Source organism: Planctomycetaceae bacterium, from assembly GCA_041398785.1.
In the GTDB taxonomy this organism is placed as follows: Bacteria; Planctomycetota; Planctomycetia; order Planctomycetales; family Planctomycetaceae; genus JAWKUA01.
This window is the reverse complement of record JAWKUA010000009.1, coordinates 22,569-43,705: the sequence shown is the minus strand read 5'-3', so window position 1 is coordinate 43,705 and position 21,137 is coordinate 22,569. Positions and strand designations below refer to the sequence as shown.

At 59.6% G+C, this 21,137-nt stretch carries 15 protein-coding genes, 1 tRNA gene and 1 CRISPR repeat array; of the genes, 5 read left to right on the top strand and 11 right to left on the bottom strand.

What is annotated here, in order from left to right:
• Window positions 1-107: 107 nt before the first annotated feature.
• Both R3C19_12260 and R3C19_12255 read left to right on the top strand, forming a co-directional pair.
• Window positions 108-4,046 (top strand): CRTAC1 family protein, encoded by a 3,939-nt coding sequence (locus R3C19_12260; protein ID MEZ6061129.1) that lies wholly within the window; start codon window positions 108-110, stop codon window positions 4,044-4,046.
• Between the two features lie 46 nt (window positions 4,047-4,092).
• Window positions 4,093-4,166: transfer RNA gene (locus tag R3C19_12255), tRNA-Val, on the top strand.
• A gap of 1,437 nt (window positions 4,167-5,603) precedes the next feature.
• On the opposite strand, the gene R3C19_12250 is transcribed toward R3C19_12255, so the two are convergent.
• The 9 genes from R3C19_12250 to R3C19_12210 form a co-directional block, all read right to left on the bottom strand.
• A complete protein-coding gene (locus tag R3C19_12250; protein ID MEZ6061128.1) occupies window positions 5,604-5,873 on the bottom strand; it encodes a hypothetical protein in 270 nt (89 codons plus the stop codon).
• Between the two features lie 58 nt (window positions 5,874-5,931).
• Window positions 5,932-6,477 carry a manganese efflux pump gene (locus R3C19_12245; protein ID MEZ6061127.1) on the bottom strand — a complete coding sequence of 182 codons (546 nt, stop codon included), beginning with the start codon at window positions 6,475-6,477 and terminating at the stop codon, window positions 5,932-5,934.
• Between the two features lie 86 nt (window positions 6,478-6,563).
• A complete protein-coding gene (locus R3C19_12240) occupies window positions 6,564-7,325 on the bottom strand; it encodes a hypothetical protein (GenBank protein ID MEZ6061126.1) in 762 nt (253 codons plus the stop codon).
• Window positions 7,318-8,880 carry a type IV secretory system conjugative DNA transfer family protein gene (locus R3C19_12235; GenBank protein ID MEZ6061125.1) on the bottom strand — a complete coding sequence of 521 codons (1,563 nt, stop codon included), beginning with the start codon at window positions 8,878-8,880 and terminating at the stop codon, window positions 7,318-7,320. Before R3C19_12235 ends, R3C19_12240 begins: the two co-directional genes overlap by 8 nt.
• 14 nt (window positions 8,881-8,894) lie before the next feature.
• Window positions 8,895-9,590, bottom strand: a complete 696-nt coding sequence (locus R3C19_12230) for a hypothetical protein (GenBank protein MEZ6061124.1) — start codon at window positions 9,588-9,590, stop codon at window positions 8,895-8,897.
• A gap of 10 nt (window positions 9,591-9,600) precedes the next feature.
• Complete coding sequence (locus tag R3C19_12225) at window positions 9,601-10,209, bottom strand: hypothetical protein (GenBank protein MEZ6061123.1); 609 nt, start codon at window positions 10,207-10,209, stop codon at window positions 9,601-9,603.
• 12 nt (window positions 10,210-10,221) lie between these two features.
• A complete protein-coding gene (locus R3C19_12220) occupies window positions 10,222-10,962 on the bottom strand; it encodes a hypothetical protein (GenBank protein MEZ6061122.1) in 741 nt (246 codons plus the stop codon).
• A gap of 102 nt (window positions 10,963-11,064) precedes the next feature.
• The gene (locus R3C19_12215) at window positions 11,065-11,262 is read right to left on the bottom strand and encodes a hypothetical protein (protein MEZ6061121.1); all 198 of its coding nucleotides are present in this window, start codon (window positions 11,260-11,262) and stop codon (window positions 11,065-11,067) included.
• Window positions 11,263-11,343: 81 nt separating this feature from the next.
• The gene (locus tag R3C19_12210) at window positions 11,344-11,529 is read right to left on the bottom strand and encodes a hypothetical protein (protein MEZ6061120.1); all 186 of its coding nucleotides are present in this window, start codon (window positions 11,527-11,529) and stop codon (window positions 11,344-11,346) included.
• A 144-nt stretch (window positions 11,530-11,673) separates the two neighbouring features.
• Between R3C19_12210 and R3C19_12205 the strand changes: the two genes are divergently transcribed.
• A complete protein-coding gene (locus R3C19_12205) occupies window positions 11,674-12,249 on the top strand; it encodes a hypothetical protein (protein MEZ6061119.1) in 576 nt (191 codons plus the stop codon).
• The gene (locus tag R3C19_12200) at window positions 12,246-15,389 is read left to right on the top strand and encodes a serine/threonine-protein kinase (protein ID MEZ6061118.1); all 3,144 of its coding nucleotides are present in this window, start codon (window positions 12,246-12,248) and stop codon (window positions 15,387-15,389) included. The genes R3C19_12205 and R3C19_12200 overlap by 4 nt, the downstream gene beginning before the upstream one ends.
• A 41-nt stretch (window positions 15,390-15,430) precedes the next feature.
• Here R3C19_12200 and R3C19_12195 read toward each other — a convergent pair whose 3' ends face one another.
• A complete protein-coding gene (locus R3C19_12195; protein MEZ6061117.1) occupies window positions 15,431-15,694 on the bottom strand; it encodes a hypothetical protein in 264 nt (87 codons plus the stop codon).
• 563 nt (window positions 15,695-16,257) lie between these two features.
• On the opposite strand from R3C19_12195, the gene R3C19_12190 reads away from it, so the two are divergent.
• Window positions 16,258-17,094, top strand: coding sequence for an SRPBCC family protein (locus R3C19_12190; GenBank protein ID MEZ6061116.1), 837 nt, complete (start codon window positions 16,258-16,260; stop codon window positions 17,092-17,094).
• A 142-nt stretch (window positions 17,095-17,236) separates the two neighbouring features.
• Window positions 17,237-20,669: direct repeats of the CRISPR family, unit length 36 nt; unit sequence GTGTCAGCAGATCGGTTTGCCGGTGAATGAGTCGAC.
• A 199-nt stretch (window positions 20,670-20,868) separates the two neighbouring features.
• On the opposite strand, the gene R3C19_12185 is transcribed toward R3C19_12190, so the two are convergent.
• Complete coding sequence (locus R3C19_12185) at window positions 20,869-21,069, bottom strand: hypothetical protein (GenBank protein ID MEZ6061115.1); 201 nt, start codon at window positions 21,067-21,069, stop codon at window positions 20,869-20,871.
• Between the last annotated feature and the right edge of the window lie 68 nt (window positions 21,070-21,137).

Genomic DNA, 21,137 nt, shown 5'->3' with positions numbered 1-21,137 from the left:
TCCATGATTTTCCCTTCGCGGTGCTGCGGTTAGTCTTCGTAGTCACGCTTACGGAAACCTTCTCTCGGACTGTCGACCGAATCGCTGCGGACGGAAAGAAGCCTGCGATGTCATCATCAAGTTCCCCTGCGACATTGTTTCGAATCCTTCCGCTGGCCGTCGCAATGATTGCCATTGCCGGCTGTGATCCGGCGGATGAACCCACTAGTTCCGGCGGAGCCGGATCTTCCGCGAACAGCAGCGGCACTGCGGTCGGCAACGGCAATCAACAGGGCGCAGTCGCAGCGGAGCCGGATCTGACTCGCGACGAATTTCGCCAGGCGATTCGCCTTCGCAACCGCGGAATCGCTCATCTGGAAAACAGCGAATGGGCTGACGCGGAAGCATCGCTCTCGCAACTGGCGGATCTGCTGCCCGGCAATATGCTGGCGGAACGCGACCTGGCAATTCTGCGAGTCCTGAGCATCATCGCCAACGACGCTCCCTATAAGCCGACAGGATCTCCGGACGAAGTTCTTGAATACCACACGGCCATCGAAATGGCGCAAGCGGCAGTTAGTTCGTATCGCAACGCGGCGAAGACTGACTACGACAGGGCGCTCGCCGACATGCTGATGGGAAAGCTGCTCGCTCATACCGCTGAGGAACCGGAACAGACACGCACAGCCATCGAACTGCTGCAGGCGGCAGCGGATGCTCAGCCGGCTGCGCCGGACTTCCGCTACGCCGTTGCTCTGGCCATGGATCAAAGCCGAGAATACTCCGAATCCGCGCAACTGATTCAGACCCTGCAGCAAACGTTTCAGATGGCTCCGCAGAACTTTTCGCTTCTGCAGAAGCTGATGCACAAGCAGGCGGTGTGTCTGAACTCGCCGGATGACGAAACGCGAAAAGCGGCGGCCGGCATCACGGGCACTCTGACAACCGCGACGGAATTGCTGGCGCCGCTGAACGAACTCGTGAAGAAGCGTCATCGCGTCGACGTGATCGACACACTGAAGAAAGCGCTTGGCAAGTCAGCCGATAATCCCGCAGCACTCACCGGACCAGCCATGATGGCGTCGAACCTGATCGTCGCGGAAGTCGCTACGCAGATCGATCAGCGTCGAGTCGATCGGCACCTGCTGGAATACGTGCTGCTCGATTTCGACGACGACTTCATGGCCGCCGCTCGCGAAGCCGGAGCACTCGACGACGCTGCCGTTCCCGAGACCGTCGTGAAGTCGTTCACTCAGGCGGCGATCGAAGGCCTGCCATCGGGAGTTACTCAGTTGCAATGCCTGGACTTTGACCTGAACGGCTTCGATGACCTGATTGTGATACGCGATGGCCGGTTCGAAGTCTGGTCGCGCGGCGAAGATCTTCAGGCCGCGTGGACACTGCTGCTGTCGGCTCCCCTTGACACGCCGCCGGCTCGCGGTTTCCTGCTGGCCGATATCGACCGCGACGACGATCGCAACGTGTCCGAACTGAAAAGCCCGCGGCTGCTGCGTGACCGGGACGGTGATCAGAAGATCGTCAGCGATCCCGCCGGCGAACGCCGCTGGTACGACGCAGATTTTGATGTCGTGCTGTGGACGGATGCCGGTGTCCGCGTCTTTCGAAACGAAACTGATGAATCGGGCCGGCGACACCTGACACCGCTGCCACAAACGTCCGACGTTCCCGATGTCCGAACTGCAACCGCCGCCGATCTGGATGCGGACGGTGACCTCGACCTCGTCTTCGGCACGGCCGCCGGCGTCACTCTGTGGCAGAATCTTGACCGAACAAACTTTGCCGATTTAAAGCCGAACGCGGCATTGCCCGCGGAACCGGTCACCGCCCTGGCAGGAGTCGACTGGGATCGGAACGTGGCAATGGATGTCATCGCGGCGCCCGCCGATCCTTCTGCAAAGGGTGGTCTGGTTGAAAACATGATGCACGCCAGATTTCGCTGGCAGACCTCCGGCACGGGACTCGACGGCATTGCCGGAGCAACAGGGCTCGCGGTCGGGCAGTTTGACAATCGTCAGGGCTGGGACGTCGCAGCAGCCGGGCCAGGCGGCCTGACGGTGACACTCGTTCGCGGCGGAGCCGGTTCGCCGCTGGCCGAATTGAAGACAACTCGGCTGACGGAGTCCGCAATGGTCGGAGTTCAAACCGCCGACATCGACAACGACGGACGATCCGACCTGATCGCATGGTCGGACGATGGCGTGAAGATTTTTCGAAGCCACGGCGACGGCACGTTCGAAGACCTGAGTTCCCTTTGCCCGGCGCTTCAAAGCATCAGCGATGTCACCGCCACCGATTTCGACGACGACGGTGACCTGGACATCATCGTCGCCGGCGCGTCCGGCAGTTCCACCGGTGCATCTGTCCTGCTCAACGACGGCGGCAATACAAACCAGTGGATCACTGTTGTCTGCCGTGCAAAACCGGACGACCCGCAGGTTCAATCGCAGCGTGCGAATCTTCACGCCACGGGAGCCGTGATCGAAGTTCGCTGCGGCAGTGATTATCAGGCACATGTCATCAACGAACCGAAGCTGCACATCGGCCTCGGAACCTGCAGTCACCCTGATGCGATTCGCGTGATCTGGACGGACGGCATTCCGCAGAACATCACTGTCCCGGAACTGCTGACGGCGAAACTCGGGATTCTGGCGCCTCAGATCCTTCATACGTCATGTCCCTACATCTACACCTGGACCGGCGAAAGGTTCGAGTTCTTCAGCGACTGTCTGTGGGCCGCGCCATTGGGTCTCGTCCAGGCCAGCGGCGAACTGGCTCCCACGCGCGAATGGGAGAACCTGCTGATTCCCGGCAGTTCTCTTGTTGAAAATAACGGACGCTACATGCTGCAACTGACTGAGGAATTGTGGGAGGCTGCATACTTCGATCAGGTGGAACTGACGGCCATCGATCATCCGGCGGACGTCGACATCTTCACAAATGAAAAGGTCGGTCCGCCGCAACTGGCCGAACACCGCATTCACACCGTTCGTAAGCCGCTCCTGCCCGTCAGCATCACTGACGGCCGCGGCAACGATCTGTTACCAGGACTGACTTCTCAGGATGGCGACTACGTCCAGGCGTTTCAGGCTCGCGTCATGCAGGGCCTGGTCGATGAATGGACGATGGAATTCGATCTGGGATCGTCGGCGATACCGGACACGTCCACCGACGGCACGGAAGCGACGGCGACCGGTTCAGTGCGGCTGTTCCTGATAGGCTGGGTCTTCCCGACGGACACGTCGCTGAACTTCGCTATCGAACAAAATGCGGACCTGCAGCCCCCGCTGCCGCCGCTGATCGAAGTTCCGGACGGACACGGCGGCTGGAAGACGGCCCTGCCATTCATCGGCTTTCCCAGCGGAAAAACCAAGGCCATGGTCATCGACCTGTCGGACGTCGTCGATGCCGACACAACGAAATTCCGTATTCGCTCCAGCATGGAACTTTACTGGGATCAGGCGTTCTTCACCGTGGACGAACCGGATGCGCCGACGGTCGCTCACGACTGCCCGCTGGTTGATGCCGACTTGCACTATCGAGGCTTCAGTCGCCGAACGTACGGCGACAATGCTCTGTTCCGCAACGGCCGGGCTCCCGAAGGCTACGACTACGACGCTGTCATCAGCGAACCGGCGTGGCCCGCGATGTCCGGTCGCTTCACGCGCTACGGCCAGGTCGCTCCGCTTCTGATCGACCACGATGATACGATGGTTGTGATGGGGGCCGGAGACGAAATGACAGTTTCATTCGCCGTTCCGGAAACTCCGCCGCCCGCCGGCTGGACCCGAGACTTCGTCCTTCGCAATGTCGGCTACGACAAGGACGCGAACCTGGGCACGATCTACGGCCAGTCCAGCGAACCGTATCCGTTCAAAGCCATGACCAGCTACCCGTTTGCCGCGGACGACTCACCGCCGCAGACTCCCGACTACGTTCAGTGGCTGAACGAATACCAGACAAGAACAATGCCGTCTCGCCGATTCTGGACAACGTTCCGATCCGACTCATCGGCCATCCCTTCCGTCGGCAACCCACTGACAAATTAGCGGGTTCTTGAAGGCATCGGCCCAACCGACTAAAACTCACCACGCCGGTCCCATGGCTCAGTTGGTTAGAGCGTTCGGTTCACATCCGAAAGGTCACAGGTTCGAGTCCTGTTGGGACCAATCGGCGGTTGCCCTTGGGTGGTAACTCATGCGAATGGCCGCGAAAAACACTTGGTTTTTCGCGGCCATCGTTTGTTTCGGTTTCGCCGGTTTCCCTCAGTTCGCGTGTGTACTGCACCACCTGGCGCACCACCTGAGAGCCTGCTGCGGCGTTGAACCTGTCAAAGTGGTGGTCATCCACCTGTGCGTAGTTGTCGTTCTGAACCTTCACGCTGTGCCCCAGCCAGTTGGCGACAACGTGGGCCGGAATTCCCGCGTCCAGCCATTCGGTTTCGCAACTGGAACGAAGGTTGTTGAACAGCTTTGGCCACGGATTCAGTCCCGCTCGTTCGATGATCTGTTTCATCGGCTTATCGAGATTGCTGTTTGACCGGGCGAACCGGGTGACAACGTTCTCCGATCCTTCGGGGGCTGTCCGGGAGGCGACCTGCAGATACGGCAGCACGCCGCCGATCGGAACGAAACGGCTGCCTTTGCCGTCATGGTGGGCGGTCTTCGACGACGTTACCAGGATGCGGCCCCGGTCCCACAGGATGTCATCCCATCCCAGGTCGAAGATCTCCATCTTTCGCAGTCCGGCCAGCCGCCAGAGCGCAAACATGACCCGCCACTGAGCGTCCGGGCAGGCGTCCAGAATCTTTGCAGCCATGTCACTTGTCACGAAGAAGTCTCTGCTCCGGTTTGGCCGAACACTGGAGACTTCAAACTCAAACGGGTTGTGTTCAATCAGTCCCAGCCGCCGCGCCGCATTGAATATCACTTTCGTCGTTCCGATGATCTTTCGGATGGCGTTTTCTGACAGCGGCCTGCCTTCCGGGTTCGTCTTCGTCCTTGCGAACCGGTGACGCTCGAGTGCCCGCCGAAACTGCCGCGCATCCTGCCGCGCGATCGACGTGATATCGCGGTTTCCGATGTGTGACCGCAGATGACCGCGAACGGTTTTCCATTTCGCGATGGTCATCTTTGCAGCGGGCAGGCCCTGTGCGGTCTTGCCGTCAGCGATAAAGCTCTCCACAAAGTCCATCAGCAGCGCGGGCGCTGATTCGGCGGCCCGTGTGCGACTTTCAACCAGCCCGGCCGAAGCCAGCTTGTCGTGCAGCCTGTCGCCGATCTCACTGAGCCACAGTGCCGTTTGTCGGCCGATCGGCTGCGCCGATGTGCCTGCCATCACCAGTTCATCGACATGCCTGCCGATCTGCAGGGCCTGTGCCTTGCTGAACCCGCTGAGGCGAATCGACCTGCGCTTACCCTCAGGGGACACAAAGAAGACGCGGTAACCCCTGGAGTCTTTCGTTACGCTCGCCATTGAACACTCTCCATCAGAAGTGATTCCACCTTGGTAAACAGTTGCGGGAAGCCGGTGATGGAAACCGGTTTTCGGGAGCGACCCTATCCCGCGGCTTCCATCGTATGAGCCCTGTGTGACGACTTCCACACTCAATGAGTCGGGGCGGACTTTTCCGCCTGCCACGACGCGTGCTTGTTCACATCAACGATCGGACATCCCGAGGCAATCCAGTCCATGAGTCGCGATCTGTTCCAGCGGGGACTGCGGCCGAGATAGACCGGTTCGGGCATGCGCCCGGAACGGACAAGGTTCTCGACGTGCTTTGTCGTCACACCGTCCAGAAGCTGGCAGACCGTTGACTTGCTCAGCAGTTGCGGCAGCACCTCGACGGAGTCGTCGTTATTCATCATGTCCATCACCGGGAACTCCTCGTGTTGAATCGTTGCAGTCGTGCCGGTTCGGTCGTGTCCCGGTCCATCAGACCCAGAAGTGCCATCCGCCGACTGCCAGCAGGAACACGCCCGCGGCGATTTCGGCGGCGCGGCCGGTGGTTTGTTGGAAGTGGCGGGCGAAGCCGAAGCCCAGCAGAGTGACGGTGGCTGTTACGAAGGACACGATGATGGCCAGCTGGAGGATTGGCAGGCGCTTCATCGCCAGGGCGGCTCCCAGCACGCAGGTGTCGATGCTGACGAGCAGGCCGTGAACCAGGCAGCCCGCTATGGAAATCGGGCCGCCGCTTCCGGAGGTCCGCGGAGATCCGCTGGCGAAGATCATCTGCAGGCCGATCCACACCAGTCCGGCACCGGCCAGCCACCGGTGTTCTGCCAGCCATTCGGTGAGGAGCATGTCTCCCGCCAGCCAGCCGGTCAGCAGCATGGTGGTGGCGGTGGCTGACCAGAGGGTGATGCAGACGAGGCAATGGGAAAGGGACGGGGGCGGGCGGCGGAGGGCGAGGGCGGTGGCCAGGGCCAGCACGTCGACCGAGACGCTCAGCGACAGCAGAATCATGGTGGTCAGGTTCATGGAACTCATCCTTTTCCTATGGCCCCATGGCCCGCGCGCACGGTGGGCGCGGTTGCGGGTGAGGGGTGACGGGAAGCTCGGCGGAGTTACGCCGGGTCGGTACGCGGCGCGTCGATGTCGACGCCGTGGGAAGTGCGCTGTTTCGACTTTGGTGGCTGACTGGTCAGCGATGCGGCGGCGGACAGCACGATGGTGAATCGCTGGGCGTGGCTGGTGTCGATTTCCGTCAGCGGGATGTCGCGGACGAAGTTCGGCTGGCTGGTCAGTGCCAGATCGCGGTGCGGGTTCGTGGTGGTCACGATCATTCTCAGGATGCTGGCGGTCTTGAGATGTGAGTTGCCCTGGATGCGCTTGCGAACGTCCCAGTCATCATTGAGTTCCTGAGCGGCCGTGTCGGTTGTCAGTTCGAACCGGCCCTGCACGGGCTGACCCTTCCATGTGCGCCGCAGGATGACTCCGTTGTCGTACAGCCGGCTGCGGAAGGCGATGGCGTCGGGCCGGAACCAGACGGTGAACCGCGAGGAGAAGATCTGCCGCGCCAGAAAGTTCCGCATCGAAGCATGCACCAGCGGTCTCAGAAAGATGATCAGGATCAGCGTGCCGAACACCGACAGCATGAAGGCTTCGCCCGGCTGATAGTCGTTCAGCAGGAAACGCCACATCCAACGGGCGGCGTAGACGGCGATCGAGATCCAGATCAGGGCACAGGCCCGGGCCGCCCATTCCACGCTGCGCCAGGTCGGCAGCCGGGCGGTGACCAGCACACGCTTGTTCCGTTCGTCGTACCACAGTTTCGGCCACGGCGGCAGGCCGGGAGCGGTTACCTGGATGTAGCCTGGTCTAAACATGGTCGAAGCGTCCGCTGAAAAGTTCGTGCTGGTCATAACAGGCCCGCATCAGTACGGCCGGGCGGTAGCCGGGACGAATAATGAGTTGCCGCTGCAGGTGGTCTTCGCGAGCGAAATACCGCCCGACTTCCTCGGCCGTCAGCAGCGGATGCACGCCGAGTGACCACGATTCGCCGGTGGCCGCGTGCCGGGTGGCTTCGTCGAACCCCGGAGCCTTCGTGGACCGCGACAGCGTCGGAGCGTCTCCCAGCCGCTTCGACACATATTCGAGCGTGGTCTGATCGGCGAGCGCGAAGCACTGGATCGCCGCCGCGTTGCCAATGAAAGTTTCCCAGTTCGGATACTTGCTTTTGATCTGACCCAGATCCTGGGCGACTGTAATGAGCTTTACGCCGAGCCCCGCGATTTGCGCTGCGGCGGTCTCCAGGCAGGACAGCCGGCCGAGCACATGAAATTCGTCGAGCACCATCACCGTCGAGCCTCCCATTTGAGTCTGTTCTTCTTCATGAGCCGCCAGCGTCAGCTGCACGATCATTCTCAGCCAGCCGCTGAGGTCGCCCATCCGCATCGCCGGCAGCGTGACGTACAGCGCCATGCTGCCGCGTTTGAGATCCCTGAGGCTGATGGATTCCCCGGTCAGGCAGTTCTGCACGCACTGGATGCCGAGGAAGTCGAGATGTTTTCTCAGGTTGCTGAGCACCGACGAAAACTCCCCGCCGGTGCGGCCGTAGAACTGTCGGGCGGCGTTGCGGATCATGCCGCCGGCCGCGTCGTTGTTCAGCATTTCCTTTTCGAGCCAGTAGCGGCCGGGATCATCGGGGTCCGGAGCCGTCAGTTCGGCCACCAGATGCCAGACCGTGACAAGGTCGCGCATTCCTTCGTAGCGTTCGTGTGTGGCGACGTGACAGATGACTCCGGCCAGTGCCTGCTTGGCGGTGTCATCCCAGTGCCGATCCTTAAAGTCTCCGGAGACGATCAGCGAATCGGCGATTAGTTTCGCGTTTGGAACGAACGTGTTCGGGTCATGCGGATCGAGCGACGCCAGCGGATCGAACGACACGCGGAAGCGTGCGGTTCCCGGTCCGGAAACTCCGAACGGATCGAGCACGCAGACCCGCTGCTTTAAGCCCTCAGCCCGCCAGCGCGCGGTGATCCGGGCGAGATCGCCTTTGGGATCGATGCAGCAGAGGCTGGTGGTCGCCGGCAGCAGAATCAGATTCGGCACGAGCACCGCGCGGCCCTTGCCGCCGCGGCTGCCCGCCCACAGACAGTGATGCCGGTCGTCCGACAGTCCGATCGGTGTGCCGCCCGAAACCTGTCGCAGCACGCGACCGTCGGACGTTCGGCCGCCGCTGCTGACCTTCCCGCCGACCACTCCCAGAAACAGTTTTGCATGCGGATTGCCCTTCGCGTCGAACTTCAGCGATTCGGTCGCTGCCAGATTTTCCGGAGCTTCGAAGTACGAATGCGGAGCCGTTCCGATCGTCTTTGCATCGCGGCCCCGCGGCAGATCGTCCAGTAGACCGAGAGGTTTTCCGTCCCTGCGGTGTGTCATCTTCCCATCGCCCCTTATTCAAATCGCGGCAGTTGCGGACTGGCGGCCAGTTCGTTCTCGATGATGGAATAGCCGGGCCGGAAAGCAGCTTCGTCGAGGATTGCCCGCCACCGCGGTGCTTCACTTTCGGCAACGAAGTACAGGGCCAGCGCCCCGCCGCGACCGGCATACTCCCGCAGCGAATCGATCATCTTCGCCTGAGCCTGCAGGTCACCGTGCGAATCCTGCATGTCGCTGAGAATCACCGTCAGCAGCTTCGTGTCGTCAGAAACTCCCGCCACCGAACCGACGTGTTCCACCGCCCGGCGAGTCGCGTCGAACACCTGCGAACCGGTCGGGTCGGAGCGATCCTTCAGGAACTGATTGAATTCCTCGGGACCGCGGAACTTGCGCCGCAGATCCTGCGGTCGACCTTCAAACAGCAGCACCTGTTTGCTGCCGCTGAGCTGGCCGATGATCAGCTTCGTGTCACCGCCCATCGAAGCTTCGGTGAAGAAGCGTTCGGAGATGTCCAGGAACAGGTCGTAGGCCCGGTCGTCCCAGCGTTCGCGGAACGAAGCCGACATGTCGACCACGATCGACAGACAGGCGTCGACGCTCTGTTCGTCGAACGGTGTGACATCTGTGGTCGCCGGCGATTCCACGCAGCCGGCGCACAGCAGCAGAATCAGAAACAGGACCAGCAGCAGTGTGCTTTCTTCCATCTTCATCGATCACTCCTTAGACCAGAGGTGAGCTGTTGTGTTGATAGTCCGAATGCCACCAGCCGATGACGGCCAGTCCGCACGAGTAGATCAGCGTGGCGGCCGGCACGACCCAGCCTGGTGATTCCGACCAGCCGGAGGATGTCTGGCTGGACAGGCCGACGTAGAAGATGCCGGCGTCGCCGATCACCAGCACGGCCGCCAGAAAGGCCAGCAGCCGAAACACGATCGGTGACCGCTGCACCTGGATGGCCATGGACTCGTAGTGCTGCAGCTGCACGAAGACCTTCGTCCAGACCCACGTCACCACCACGAACAGCAGCAGGGCGACAATGATCGCCAGATCGGCGCGATCCCAGCCGTCATACTGTCGCGCCAGCCCGGCTCCGGGGATCGGCAGCTGATACAGCTTCCGGCGGAAGATCGGCATCAGCATCCGGATGCCGTCCGCAATCACCGTGGCATACACAATGGCAATGACCGGCATGATGATCAGGTTGGCCGCACAGAACACCAGCTTCTGTTTGAGCGTCTTCTTGCGCCGCAGCGGTGAACTGCCAGCCGACACCGGCGACACCGGCGCGTCGGCAAACGCTTCGTCAAAGTCCCGAAAGTCTTCGAACATGGTGATGTCTCCTCAGGCCACCGCCGCGTCACTGTTCATGGCACCGGTTCCCCTGCGGCGCAGTTCCGCGATCACCGCTTCCAGATCCCGAATGACTTCATCGATTCCCGTGGCTTCACTGCGTGTCGTCGCCTCCAGCCGAATCCGGACAACACTGCCGCGAAACAGCCACGACGGCCGCGAAGAACGTGCCCGCGACCGGGCCGGCGTTTCCCGCCGTGATTCCGCCGGCAACCGTTTGTCGTCGACGTCGACGCCGTGCTTCTTCTGCAGCGCCTTCGCGACCCGGATCGTCACCGGCGTACCCTGCCGCGCCAGATCCAGAGCTTCGCTCCGCAGTGGTTCGGGAGACCGATCTTCCGCCAGAATCTTCAGGCTCTCGGCCACGAAGAACTTCCCGAGCTGCGGCGTACCCACCAGCTCAGCTCCGAAGCGACACCACACCAGCCGGCAGCGATAGGCCTGCGTTCGAGAGATGCCCAGATCCTCAATCATGTTCTGAAACAGTTCGCGCCGGTCATCGGCCGACACCGCCGCTTCAAACAATGTCAGCAGTCCTCCGAAGATCAGCACCTGCTGAATGCCGACGGACCGGCACCGCGTCAGCACATACATGGCGATATGCGCGATCTGATCGTCTGGAATCTTCCCGGCCGCTGTTTCCAATTCGAAATCGGAAACACCAGCCGCTGCACGCAGCACTTCATTGTGGTGCCGATCAGCCATCATCAGTTGGTAGAAATCTGGTTTCATCTGGGGACCTCACAAACGGAGATGATCAGGACGGGAAGAAATCCGCAGGCGGCCGAAATTCCGGCCGCCTGCGGACCCATCGGAAGGAACTTCGAGGAAACCTCACCCGTTCCGTTTCAGCCTGCCGGTCATGGACCAGACAATGCCTGGTCCAAAGTCACGCCATCGAAGCAGCACCAGAAACAGCAGCACGATCGGCCACTTCAGGCACACCGCGATGCAGACGATGATGAACACCCACCACAATCCGCGCAGCCGCTCAAACTCAAACGGCGGATGCAGGAACGGCGACTTCGGCATTGGAAAACTCCGGAAGCGGTTAAGTACGGGTGTCCGCCCGCTTCTGGCGGACACCCGCAACGGACCTCGATTACGGATCAACTACCGCTCGTGGGCGGTTCCCCGGATGTCGAAGGTCTTCTTCTTGTTTCCCGAATTGAAGATCGCGATCAAAATACCGACGATCACAAGAAAGCCGATCACGGCAGCGCCGTTATCGGTGTCCTGTTCGCCAGCCGCTGCTGCACCAGCAGCGGCCTGCGCGAATAACGGAAGAACGTGATGCATTGTCTGTGTCCTTACACAAGAGATTTGGTTATTGCCGCTGCAAGACTGTGTCAGCGGCCCCTACCATAAGGCGGATCATCGGAGACGGAGTCGGTCGAGGTTTTTCGTTCTTTTTGTCCTGGCAGTTCAGTGAGGCTTGCACCAATGACCGACGAACGCGAACAACTGTGGAAGAAAATGATGGACGACCTGCTGAAAGTCGTTCTTCACTACCGATTCTCGCTTCGCTGCTACAATGGGGAACCGGAGGACCTCGTTGTCAGCGCGATCAAGAGCGGGTTGTCCAGGGCGAATTGTCCTCCGATCGAGGATCCGACAGCCTTCAAGTTCCTGCGGGCCATTCTTGAGACAAAGCTCGACACGGCCTCACATGCCTATCGGACGCAGGAAGGCAGGACGGTTCCAATGTCCCGGTTGGCTGACGACGGAATCAGTTTGGACGACCTTTTCACCGACTTAAGGGCCGTGTTGCCCGAAGCGACCATCGACGGTCTCCCGATCGACCAGCCCATCACTCGCAGACTTGTTGAACACTGCATCAGGTGGGTGGATGCGCAGGTCGCTTCGTTTGAGAATCCACTCCATCGTGATGTCCTGCGGGACTGGGTTGACGGCTGCAGCATTGAGCAGATCGCTAAACGGCTGCAGGTCTCCGACCACAAAGTCAAGACTGCCCGGCGGGCTATCAAAGCCGAATTGAGGAGGCGGGCTGAGGCATGACTGAATTCCGTATTCCACCGAGCGAGCTGTTTTCACAACTCGATGAACGATGGCGCGTTGAGGTTGAAGCGGTGACATCGGCATTCGACGAGCAGTTCGATCACGGACCGGTACCGGTGCTTGAAGACCGGCTGAAACGATTCGAGGCGGCGAATCCGGATGCGCCTGATGAGGTGCTGCTCGCGCTGGTCGCCGACCTGCTGTCGATTGAGGTTCACCGCATTTACGGGGCAGGCAAGGGGTACCTGCCGAGTGGAATGCAGCTCGAATCTGATCATCCCTCAATTCGCAGTCTCGTTGTTCGGTCCATACCGCATATGCCGGTCTTGGACCTTCTGCCTGAACGAATCGAAGGATACATGCCTCAGGAACAAATTGGTCGGGGCGGGCAGGCGCATATTGTCACAGCGACAAAGCCCGATATGAAGGGTACGTGCAGCATCATCAAGTTTCAGCAGCTGGAGTCACCGCATGCCGGCCTGATTCTCAAAGAAGCCGGCATTCTCAGTGATCTTGCAGAAGTCGAACATCCGAACATCATTCGGTGCCTTCACTCCGGCAATGACGAGAACTATGCCTATCTTGTGTTACCGTACCTGCCAGGACAAACGCTTGAAGAGGCCGGCCGGCTTGATCCTCAGTCCGTCATCAGGATCGGGGCGAGAATCGCAGATGCACTGTACGCCATTCATCTGAAACACTACCTTCACTGCGACGTCACACCGTCGAATATCCGACTTCTTCAGGCACCGGTCGGCGCAGAACCGCGGCCGATTCTGATCGATTTTGGACTGGCCCTGCGACGGCAGGGCGGCAACTGGACGAAGCCGAAAGTAAGGTCAGTGGGTGGCACGGCAGGATTCCATGCGCCGGAACAACTCGCGAGAGACGGACTCCTGGATGAACGCACAGACTTATTTCAGCTTGGCGTCACGCTGGGCTGGGCGCTGACGGGAAGAGACATCTCAGAACGTGAGGCGTTTGTCGACGCCCTGCAGCAGGACCATATACCTGAGCCGTTGCGCAGCTGCCTTATTACAGCGACAGCGCTTGACCCCGCAGACCGCTTTCACTCGGCTCGAGCGATGTGTGATGCGCTGACTCCGCAAATCACACCGCCTATTGAGACTCACGCGAGAACCAATACGGATTCTCGGTTCCCCCGTTCCCTTGCCGCAGTAGCCTTTACGTCGCTGACCATTGCCGCAGTCCTGTGGATCGGACGTGAATTTGTGGCCAGCAACCCGCCGGCGTCTGGTGCGAGAGATGGAAACGCTGAACGACTATCCGCGTCACCATACCGGCCAGAGACCGCCACCAGCCGCAATGATCAGCAGGTGGTGGCAGACCCGCCGATGTCTGCAACTGAGGCCCAGGAAGTATTGGATCGGCTGATCGAATCTCGCGATGGCTCCTCCAAGGGACAGCAGCGGGCCTTCCCGATACTGATACAGTCCGGCTGCGACTTCGTGAATTCCGATCTATCTGGCGTCTCATTTGTGCAAACTAATCTGAGCGACGGCAATTTTGAGACTGCCGATCTCCGCCTTTGTAACCTGGACGACTCCAGTGCCACGAACGCGCGATTCGACAGCGCCATCTTATCGGGGGCGTCGCTGTCGAATGCTGCGTTCGTCGATTGTGACCTGACTTTCGTGGCAGGATTCGCCCTTGTTGCTCAGCACGCGAGTTTCTCACGATGCAGTCTGTATCGGGCAAACCTCAGCTACTCGGATCTTCAGGATGTCGATTTCTCCGGTGCAGATCTGACTGGCGCGTGCCTGAGTTTCTGTGATCTGAGGCGGGCACGTTTCTGCGGTGCGAATCTCACAAATGCCTACCTCGATGGTTCCATACTTGCCGGGAGCGACTTTACCGATGCCGTCATCGACGGCACGAGCTTTGTGAACTCAGTAGTAGGCGAAGGTCAGGTGCTGTCATCAGATCAGATGGCAGGAGCCCTGTTGCGGGAATCGGCCGGAACACCGGGAATTGTTATCGTCGAGGCGTATCCGAGCAGCAAGTACGACTCAGGACTCTCATTCCGCGAACAGCCCGGTCGTTATCTCGAGCTTGAGCAGACAAGCAACCGACAGACGCTGCCCGTCTACGGCCATCCCCATCCGCTGCCTCGCGAGTACGAACCCGACGCCATCCGACTGTACCTTCCGGGACCAGTGCTGGACGCCGGAGCGCGCAGATCGCAGCTGAACAATCGGATTTCAAACCACTTATGGTATCTGCGGGAGCAGATTCGTTTGGGACCAGTGCTTGTGGGAGACGGCAGCTGGCAGGATTCGTGCATTCAGATGGTCCGCGATGCTGCAGAAGTGCCCGCGGGCACGCCATTCATGGACACTCAGTCGATTGTGCTGATAGCTCTTCACCATGGAATGAGTGCCGAACTTGTCGATTGGGAGACTTTTCAGGCGGCCGTCGTCAAAGTTGAGAGCCTGCGTCCGCCGGCGAATTCTGTTGCCAGGGTGGATTACGAACCCGGTAGCTGGTCGTCGATCTTTCCGCCCCTCCTCAGATCGGGTTTGGGGGACGCAGGAACAAGCGCCTTTCGATCGACGATCATGCGGCGAGTGGTTCACGTGCCAGACCCGATTCGCATACGCCAGGCCGTAAGGCTCTACGCTGGCGAAACAAAGGCGTCGTTCGTTGACTGGCGGGGCAGTGCTGATAACCAAACACTCGACGACTCCCTGGTGGATGTTCACGACGTAATTCATAAGGATGGTTCAACCAGTTTGAAATGGGAGTTTCGCCGTGACGACTTCGCGTTAGACGGACCGCTAGCAAGGTATATGAGCGACACGTACGAAAGTACTTCACACGTGGTCGGTTCCTGTTTCCCGTTCCCGGGCGCGTCAGGCCCGATGGATGTCTTCTTCATCTTCCCGGCCCCGTACGATCGGTATTTTGTCTCGATACCAGAAGCTGAGAACACTGGCTGGGAAGAAGCGGAAATGACACTTACCGTGTCCGAGGCGGGTATTGCAGAGAATCATTGCTATCTCCGAGTCAGACCACTGTCCGTCCGTGTCTTTTCTGCGGGGCGACTACTTGCCGAAGCAACTCCGGAGCTGATCACAGCCAACGATTCCGACAGCCCCGACGCGAACACTCGCGAATAGCGTCAAGCGCGGAGAAAACCGAATCTCGGAGTCATTCCAGACTACCGACGCGATTCCAATTCTGTCGACGACTGCAGCCATTTTGCCTTTTCACGCGCACTTTCCAGAACGCTGCCGCTCACCGGAAGCTGCGGCTCGTTGCTCAAAAGCTCGCCAACGGCACTGTCATCAAGATTGCGTTGCAAGACCCGACGGCGATCAGCAAGCGGTGCTTCAGTTCTGGTCGCCGCATTCCACCGAAGCTCTTCGATTGTCTCCAACACCGCACCCGCAATTCGCAGGGTCCTGCCGGAAGCGGACAGCATTCTGCAAGCCGGCGCGGAGTCGATCTTACTGAGTTCACCGAGAACGGCCACCAGACCCCGGATGTCACGAAGCAAATCGCGTTCAAAGTCCGCAAATGTAACCAAAACGCCCGCGTTGGGTGAATCTGGAGTATTCGCAAATCGCCAGCATGTGCAGGCCAGGCGGTTCAGACCGGTGAGTATGTCATACTCACACTCGAACGTCGACCGGTAACCCTGCAGCGCGGGCGTTTCCGCACGTCGTCGGGCGCCGATGGCGCGGCCACCCGCCACGTCAACAATTCCCTGCCACACTCTTCTTAGCACACTGTCTCCGGCATTCTCCAACAATGCCACAGTGGTGCAGGAAATGCAAGTTCTCAGGGTGCGATGAAATTGGCTGCACTGCCGACCTGTCATCCTGACTGAAAAGACTGGTCCTGTCGAACTGTCGCACGACGCGAGCCGCAAAATGATCCGCCCTGCGGCTGCCATGTCAGCTGATTTTCCGTAAGCTTTATTATCACTTCCGGCGGCGGTGTAATGGTCGGTCGAACATACTGAGGCCCGTCCAGGATTGAACCATGGGAATACTTCACCGAATCGGAGCTGTTCTGCTGGGAATGTTGGCGGGCGGGATCGGTGTCGCGGCCGTTCAGCAGATCAGCAACGCGTTGTACGGTCCTCCGGCCGATGTTGACACGAGCAACATGGAACAGATGGCCGAATGGGTGAAGACACTGCCGGTTCCCGCGTTTCTGATCGTGCTGTGCTCGTGGGCGGTCGGCAGTTCCGTCGGACCGTTTGTCGCTCGGCGAACGGCACCGGAACGGAGTGCGATTCCCGGAGGAATCGTCTGGGCGTTCTTCACCGTTGCGACGATCGGCACGCTGGCCATGATTCCTCACCCGTGGTGGATGTGGCCCGCCGGAATTCTGGCCTGTCTGGTCTTCGGAGCCCTCGGACTGGCCGTCGCCGGCCCAAAGGAATACATCGTCGCCACGTCACGCACGATTCATGCTCCGGTGGAAAAAGTCTTCCGGACGCTGGCGCATGTGGAAGATTTTTCGAAGGCGGTGCCCGGCATTCAGAAGATTGAATTCCTGAGCGACCACGAGACCGGCGTCGGCACTCGTTTCCGTGAGACTCGCCTGATGAACGGCCGCGAAGCGTCGACCGTTCTGGAAGTCACGGAATACGTCGAGAACCACCACGTCCGCCTGGTCTCCGACGCCGGCGGCACAATCTGGGACACGGTCTTCACAGTCGACCCGCAGAACGATGCCGTCCTGATGACGATGAACATGACCGCCCGCCCCCACAACCTCGCCGCCCGCCTGCTGACGCCGATGATCCTGAAAATGGTCACCGCCGCCATCGAATCCGACATGAATGCCGTCAGGGAGTACTGTGAAGCGTGACTTCGCCATTGAACGCACGTGAAGCCCGCAACGCCAGCCCCGCGGTGTACGGCAGATCGCTGCATTTTCCGACTGCCAAGACGAAACCGGCCTGCAACAAGAAAACGTTCGCGTCTCGCTTCGGTCGTGACCACCGAAGCGCGCTGCGACAGATTAGTTTGCCGGTGAATGAGTCGACGCGATGTGGCCGGCATACTGGCACACGGGCGTATTGTGTCAGCAGATCGGTTTGCCGGTGAATGAGTCGACGGTTTCTGGAACTGCAGAAGATCGTTCTGAAGCAGTGTCAGCAGATCGGTTTGCCGGTGAATGAGTCGACGAAAGTGGATGGCCGACTGCTCTATTTCGGCCTGTAGTGTCAGCAGATCGGTTTGCCGGTGAATGAGTCGACCGGTTCTTGGCCGTCAGATTCTTGGGAATAAGGTGTGTCAGCAGATCGGTTTGCCGGTGAATGAGTCGACGAATAGAGGCGTGCCGTGAATCGGGCTTCCATAGTGTGTCAGCAGATCGGTTTGCCGGTGAATGAGTCGACAGAGGCTTAGTGAGGCCCGGCGACGCGGTTCAAGGGTGTCAGCAGATCGGTTTGCCGGTGAATGAGTCGACGCAATGCAGTGGAGCGGCGAAGCCAGCCGCATTGCGTGTCAGCAGATCGGTTTGCCGGTGAATGAGTCGACTCGTCGGTGATATTTGGAAAATCATAGAATTCATAGTGTCAGCAGATCGGTTTGCCGGTGAATGAGTCGACAACAGCAGCAGGTTGCCGGCGATGTCTGGCTCGACGTGTCAGCAGATCGGTTTGCCGGTGAATGAGTCGACCGTCACGGCGGTCTCGAAATCGGTGAAGGCTGCTGTGTCAGCAGATCGGTTTGCCGGTGAATGAGTCGACGACACGACAGAACCCCGCAGACAGGCGACAGAATCGGTGTCAGCAGATCGGTTTGCCGGTGAATGAGTCGACGCTGACAACTGGCCGGCCGGACTCGCGGACGCCGTGTGTCAGCAGATCGGTTTGCCGGTGAATGAGTCGACGAACCGACATCCTGCTGGGAATGGATTCTGATTCGGTGTCAGCAGATCGGTTTGCCGGTGAATGAGTCGACGCTCCGGGAGTCGTGGCAAGAAACCTCACCGTTTAGTGTCAGCAGATCGGTTTGCCGGTGAATGAGTCGACGGTTCTGGGTCGGCAGATCCTCGGCAACAAAGTGTGTCAGCAGATCGGTTTGCCGGTGAATGAGTCGACGATCTGACAGACGAAACGGCACCGCATTACTTCCGCGTGTCAGCAGATCGGTTTGCCGGTGAATGAGTCGACATTTGTGTGTCCCCAACTGCCGCACCGGGTTACGTGTCAGCAGATCGGTTTGCCGGTGAATGAGTCGACGGCACACTGCCCGCGCTGCTGTCATGGTTCGGCAAGTGTCAGCAGATCGGTTTGCCGGTGAATGAGTCGACCAGAGTACAGCGAATCGGCTCGCAAGGCAGCAGGGGTGTCAGCAGATCGGTTTGCCGGTGAATGAGTCGACTCGCGGAATTCTTCACGGGCGGCGGCAAACGCTGGAGTGTCAGCAGATCGGTTTGCCGGTGAATGAGTCGACCGAAATCGCTGAAATCGCCAAAGGTCTTATATCAGTGTCAGCAGATCGGTTTGCCGGTGAATGAGTCGACAAACGTGTCTTTCGTGGTACCGCGTCGCAGGGAAGTGTCAGCAGATCGGTTTGCCGGTGAATGAGTCGACGAGTGTGTCCCGGTGCGACGATGACGGAGCGACCGTGTCAGCAGATCGGTTTGCCGGTGAATGAGTCGACCGATCGGCACGGCCGAAACGCCAGCCAGAAAATTGTGTCAGCAGATCGGTTTGCCGGTGAATGAGTCGACTCAAGAAGGTGATCTCCAGTGGAATTCAACTCTCACGTGTCAGCAGATCGGTTTGCCGGTGAATGAGTCGACATTAACTAGCGGGACAAGACTGGGACACGCTATGGAGTGTCAGCAGATCGGTTTGCCGGTGAATGAGTCGACCCGCCATCACGGGCAAGCATTGAACGCCTGGCATACTGTGTCAGCAGATCGGTTTGCCGGTGAATGAGTCGACCTCAATTTGCCGTCCGGCAGCCAGAACGTGGGAGTGTCAGCAGATCGGTTTGCCGGTGAATGAGTCGACGGCCCGAACACGGTGTGATTAGGTGCTGGGAGTGCGTGTCAGCAGATCGGTTTGCCGGTGAATGAGTCGACATCAAGACTCATCCGGGAACAGTTTTCGGCACGAGTGTCAGCAGATCGGTTTGCCGGTGAATGAGTCGACATCCGGCCCTTGCATCCGGCGGTCAACATGCACGCGTGTCAGCAGATCGGTTTGCCGGTGAATGAGTCGACGACGAACTGGCCGCCGCCGTGCCGAACTGCAACGGTGTCAGCAGATCGGTTTGCCGGTGAATGAGTCGACACTACGCCAAGGGCCGCGCCGCTGGAAGGGGCTTAGTGTCAGCAGATCGGTTTGCCGGTGAATGAGTCGACTCTGGCCAGCCAGCGGCGGACGCGATCTCCGTTGAGTGTCAGCAGATCGGTTTGCCGGTGAATGAGTCGACGCGGCGGACGCCTGGATGCGTGCTCGGTCCGCGGGTGGTCAGCAGATCGGTTTGCCGGTGAATGAGTCGACTGCACTGTCAGAACGTCGCCGTCAGAGCCGCCCGAGTGTCAGCAGATCGGTTTGCCGGTGAATGAGTCGACGTCACCGTTTGGCGCGGCGTCGACGGCTGATCGGGTGTCCAGCAGATCGGTTTGCCGGTGAATGAGTCGACGCCAGAACGTGGGACCGGGTACCAAAACTTTCTGTGTCAGCAGATCGGTTTGCCGGTGAATGAGTCGACTACCACTGATTTCCGTCAACGTCCCACGTCCTTGTGTCAGCAGATCGGTTTGCCGGTGAATGAGTCGACGGCGGCCGACGCGGAACAGGCTCACATCGCCTTCGCGAGTGTCAGCAGATCGGTTTGCCGGTGAATGAGTCGACATCTCAAGACTAAACACCTATCTCAGCCGATCGTGTGTCAGCAGATCGGTTTGCCGGTGAATGAGTCGACCTCTGTCGTCAGGATCGAATTTCGCATCGTTGCGGAGTGTCAGCAGATCGGTTTGCCGGTGAATGAGTCGACAACCGGCATAGCCGGCATAGCACAGGCGCAAAGAGGTGTCAGCAGATCGGTTTGCCGGTGAATGAGTCGACCGAACGGCTGCGACAGGAGTCTCTGCGCTCGGAAGTGTCAGCAGATCGGTTTGCCGGTGAATGAGTCGACCGTCGATGCTCCGCCGACGTATGGCACAGTTCCGGGTGTCAGCAGATCGGTTTGCCGGTGAATGAGTCGACCGCCGACGCCACGCAGCAACCATTCTGACGAACTGTGTCAGCAGATCGGTTTGCCGGTGAATGAGTCGACCTGGATCAGGCAAAGATACGCGAACGAGAACTCGAGTGTCAGCAGATCGGTTTGCCGGTGAATGAGTCGACGCCGGGCGCGAGTCGCACCCGCTGAACCAATCCCGTGTCAGCAGATCGGTTTGCCGGTGAATGAGTCGACTGCCAGTGCTCTAAGTTGCTTGCAGACCGACAGTTACAGGCTGCCTCGCGAGCGTAGACAACTCGCTCGCTGGCTGCCCGGCAAAGCCGTCGACTCGCCAGCCCGGAAACTCCTGCTCGCCAACAACTTCCGTTGCCGCGAGCGTCCTCCGGGGGTGGCTTGAGCACCTTCGCACTCGCCCGCCCAATCGTGCGTCGGCTCACTTCACCAGATTGTTAAAGAACAACCGGATTTCACCGGCAAACGGATCTGCTCTTTGCAGAAAACACGACGTGAAAGTCGGAGACACAACTGCAAAGGCGTTCGGGCCTTTAGCCATGCGCATTGTAACAACCTCATTGCCGTACGGCCACCAAACAGCCGCTACTAATTCATCAACAAATTTCTTCGCAGTTGTCATTTTCCCCAGTAGGTTCCGGCTGCCCGACGACACATTCCACAGTCACCGACCACGGTCACCGAAGCGAC